This window comes from uncultured Ralstonia sp., assembly GCA_913056305.1.
Taxonomy (GTDB): domain Bacteria; phylum Pseudomonadota; class Gammaproteobacteria; order Burkholderiales; family Burkholderiaceae; genus Ralstonia.
The window spans coordinates 1-3,699 of the sequence record CAJXMR010000324.1 but is presented as its reverse complement, the minus strand read 5'-3'; the positions used below and the strand labels follow the sequence as shown (position 1 = coordinate 3,699).

Here is a 3,699-nt window from a genome sequence, read left to right as displayed (position 1 = left end):
ATTCAACATGTCCGCACCAGCAGTGAGCCAAGGACGCAATGTCGTCGTCATCGGCACCCAGTGGGGTGACGAAGGTAAAGGGAAAATCGTCGATTGGCTGACCGATCACGCGCAAGGCGTGGTTCGTTTCCAGGGCGGACATAACGCAGGGCACACCCTCATCATCGGCGGCAAGAAGACGATCCTGCGTCTGATCCCGTCGGGCATCATGCGCGACGGCGTGGCGTGCTACATCGGCAACGGTGTGGTGCTCTCGCCCGAGGCGCTGTTCAAGGAAATCGACGAGCTGGAATCGGCGGGCGTGCAGGTGCAGAACCGCCTGCGCATCTCGGAAGCGACCACGCTGATCCTCCCGTACCACGTCGCCATCGACAAGGCGCGCGAGATCAAGCGCGGCGCCGCCAAGATCGGCACCACCGGCCGCGGTATCGGCCCGGCGTACGAAGACAAGGTGGCCCGCCGCGCGCTGCGCGTGCAGGACCTGTTCGATCCGGCCTACTTTGCCGAGCGCCTGCGCGAGAACCTGGACTTCCACAATTTCGTGCTGACGCAGTACCTGAACCACCCGGCGCTGGACTTCCAGCAGACGCTGGACGAGATGCTGCCGTACGGCGAGCGCCTCGCGCCGATGGTGACGGACGTGTCGGCCGAGCTGTTCGCCGCCAACGCCGCCGGCAAGAACCTGATGTTCGAAGGTGCGCAGGGCACGCTGCTGGACATCGACCACGGTACCTACCCGTTCGTCACGTCGAGCAACTGCGTGGCCGGTAATGCCGCCGCCGGTGCGGGCGTGGGCCCGGGCCAGCTGCACTACATCCTGGGCATCACCAAGGCGTACTGCACGCGCGTGGGCTCCGGCCCGTTCCCGAGCGAGCTGTACGACGCGGACAACCCCGCTCGCCAAGACCCGACCGGCGTGCGCCTGGCCAATGTCGGCAAGGAATTCGGCTCGGTCACGGGCCGTCCGCGCCGCACCGGCTGGCTCGATGCCGCCGCGCTGCGCCGCGCGATCCAGATCAATGGCGTGTCGGGCCTGTGCATCACCAAGCTCGACGTGCTCGACGGCCTGGAAACCATCAAGCTGTGCGTCGGTTACATGCTCGACGGCAAGGAAGTCGATATCCTGCCGCGCGGCTCCGACACCGTGGCGCGCTGCCAGCCGATCTACGAAGAATTCCCGGGCTGGAACACGTCGACCTTCGGTCTGAAGGAGTGGGATGCGCTGCCCGAGACCGCGCAGGCGTACCTGAAGCGTGTGGAGGAAGTGGCCGGCATCCCGATCGCCATGATCTCCACCGGCCCCGACCGCGACGAGACCATCTTGCTGCGTCATCCGTACAAGGATTGACGCGCACCGCCCAGATTCGCCCGGTGATTCGCCGGGCGAATTTGCATTGGGCGGCGTTTTCATCGAACACGACAGCGGCAACCCACGCCGCATTCACGATCACGAAGAGGAACACCATGAACCAGCCGATCAACGACGACTCGCACCTGTGGGTGTCCTGGGACGACTACCACGGCCTGATCGAGCGCCTGGCGCTGGTCGTGCATGAGTCGGGCTGGAAGTTCGACAAGATCCTGTGTCTGGCGCGTGGCGGCTTGCGTGTGGGTGACCAGCTCTCGCGCATCTACGATCTGCCGCTCGCCATCCTGGCCACCAGCAGCTACCGTGAGGCGGCCGGCACGCAGCAGGGCGATCTCGATATCGCCCAGTACATCACCATGACGCGCGGCGAGCTGACGGGCCGCGTGCTGCTAGTCGACGACCTGGTGGATTCGGGCATCACGCTAGAGCGTGTGGGGCGCCACCTGAAGGAGCGCTATCCGGCTGTGACCGATGTGCGCACGGCGGTGCTGTGGCACAAGGCGTGCTCGAAGATCAAGCCGGACTATGCGGTGCAGTTCCTGCCGACCAACCCGTGGATCCACCAGCCGTTCGAGGAATACGACACGCTGCGTCCGCACAATCTGTCGGCTTGGATCAAGCGCGGCAAGGCGCGCGCGGCCAATGGTGGCGAGATGAGCAGCGAGGCCCCGGCGGCTTGAGCCGTTGGCGGTTTGCGTCGAAGCAAGCGGGGAGTGGTGTGTGCGGCTTGCGCCGTGCGTGCCACTTCGGTAACCTCACGTCACGGGCCGCAACACTGGCCCGAAACCCGCGCACGGACTGGCTTTGCGGTTCACCTGCGCGGTCGATCGAAGCGGGGCGCGTCTTGATGGATGCGCCGGGCGTCGAACCCACCCAGCGTCTGGGACAGATGAGACTGGTGATCCTGGTCCAACCCTGGCGCGATAGCCAAGACACAATGCCTGTCGTCCTTCGCGGAATGCCGCGTCAGCAACTGATCAATGATCCGGGCTCGGAAAAGAAAAACGGCGCAACTTGCGTTGCGCCGTTCCTAAACTCTGGTGCCCAGGAGAGGACTCGAACCTCCACGGAGTTACCCGCTAGTACCTGAAACTAGTGCGTCTACCAATTCCGCCACCTGGGCAGGTGTGCGTGTACCGAAGCAATGATTATTACTGGATCCTGCGATCCTGTCAACACTCTAGAAGAAAAAATTGAATCAACCGACTTATCCGATCCCGAGCCGGGAAGAAATCCTCGGCGTGCTGCGCACTTCGGGGTCTCCGCTGTCTGCCACCGATATTGCCAAGGCGCTGTCGGTCACGCGCAAGGAGCATGACGGCTTTATCAAGCGTCTGACCGCCATGGAGCGGGATGGTCAGATCGAACTCAACCGTAAGGGGCGCTACGAATTGGCGCACCAACCCAATTTCATCGAGGGCCGCGTGATCGGCCACCGTGACGGCTACGGCTTCTTCGTGCGCGACGACGGCGAGCCCGATATCTTCCTGCCCGAGCGCGAGATGCAGAAGGCGATGCACGGCGACCGCGCCCTGGTGCGCGCCGTCGGCTACGACCGCCGCGGACGCTCGGAAGGTCAGATCGTCGAGATCTTGAAGCGGGCCAACCGCTTCGTCATCGGTCGGCTGCTGTCGGAGAGCGGCACGCTGGTGGTGGCGCCCGAAGACAAGCGCCTGGGCCGCGACATCCTGATCGCGCCCAAGGGGCAGGGCAAGGCCAAGGTCGGCCAGGTGGTGAGCGTGGAGATCCTGGAATATCCGGATCGCTACGTGCAGCCGATCGGCCGCGTGGTCGAGGTGCTGGGCGAGATCGATGATCCCGGCATGGAAATCGAGATTGCGGTGCGCAAGTACGGCGTGCCGCATGAGTTTGCCGAAGCGGCGCAGCGCGAGGCCGAAGCACTGCCCGACGCCGTCCGTGATGCCGATCTGGCCGGTCGCATCGACCTGCGCGACGTAGCGCTCGTCACCATCGACGGCGAAGACGCACGCGACTTTGACGACGCGGTCTACTGCGAGCCCGTCAAGATCGGCCGCAGCAAGGGCTGGCGCCTGATCGTGGCGATTGCCGACGTCTCGCACTATGTCAAGCCGGGCCACCCGCTCGATGCGGATGCCATCGATCGCGCGACCTCGGTCTACTTCCCGCGCCGCGTGATTCCGATGCTGCCGGAGAAGCTCTCCAACGGTCTATGCTCGCTGAACCCCGAGGTGGATCGCCTGTGCATGGTCTGCGACGCGGTCATTACGGCCAAGGGCGAGATCAAGGCCTACCAGTTCTATCCGGCGGTGATGCACTCGAAGGCGCGCCTGACCTACAACGAGGTCTGG

3 protein-coding genes and 1 tRNA gene are annotated in these 3,699 nt (G+C 64.4%); 3 read left to right on the top strand and 1 reads right to left on the bottom strand.

Annotated elements, in window-relative coordinates; all coding sequences use genetic code 11:
* Nucleotides 1-7 precede the first annotated feature (7 nt).
* Both QZ609_RS25350 and QZ609_RS25345 read left to right on the top strand, forming a co-directional pair.
* Entirely contained in the window at nt 8-1,348 is a 1,341-nt protein-coding gene (locus QZ609_RS25350; RefSeq protein ID WP_295500928.1) for an adenylosuccinate synthase, read from the top strand.
* Nucleotides 1,349-1,464: 116 nt separating this feature from the next.
* The gene (locus QZ609_RS25345; RefSeq protein ID WP_295500925.1) at nt 1,465-2,049 is read left to right on the top strand and encodes a phosphoribosyltransferase; all 585 of its coding nucleotides are present in this window, start codon (nt 1,465-1,467) and stop codon (nt 2,047-2,049) included.
* 358 nt (nt 2,050-2,407) lie between these two features.
* Here the strand turns inward: QZ609_RS25345 and QZ609_RS25340 are convergent.
* Nucleotides 2,408-2,492: transfer RNA gene (locus QZ609_RS25340), tRNA-Leu, on the bottom strand.
* A gap of 70 nt (nt 2,493-2,562) precedes the next feature.
* Here QZ609_RS25340 and QZ609_RS25335 point away from each other — a divergent pair.
* The coding region (locus QZ609_RS25335) for an RNB domain-containing ribonuclease (protein WP_295500922.1) at nt 2,563-3,699 on the top strand (1,137 nt) is incomplete at its 3' end.

Excerpts from the sequence above, each read along its gene's own strand:
- QZ609_RS25350 (WP_295500928.1), top strand. The coding sequence starts at position 8 with ATGTCCGCACCAGCAGTGAGCCAAGGACGCAATGTCGTCGTCATCGGC.
- QZ609_RS25345 (WP_295500925.1), top strand. The coding sequence starts at position 1,465 with ATGAACCAGCCGATCAACGACGACTCGCACCTGTGGGTGTCCTGGGAC.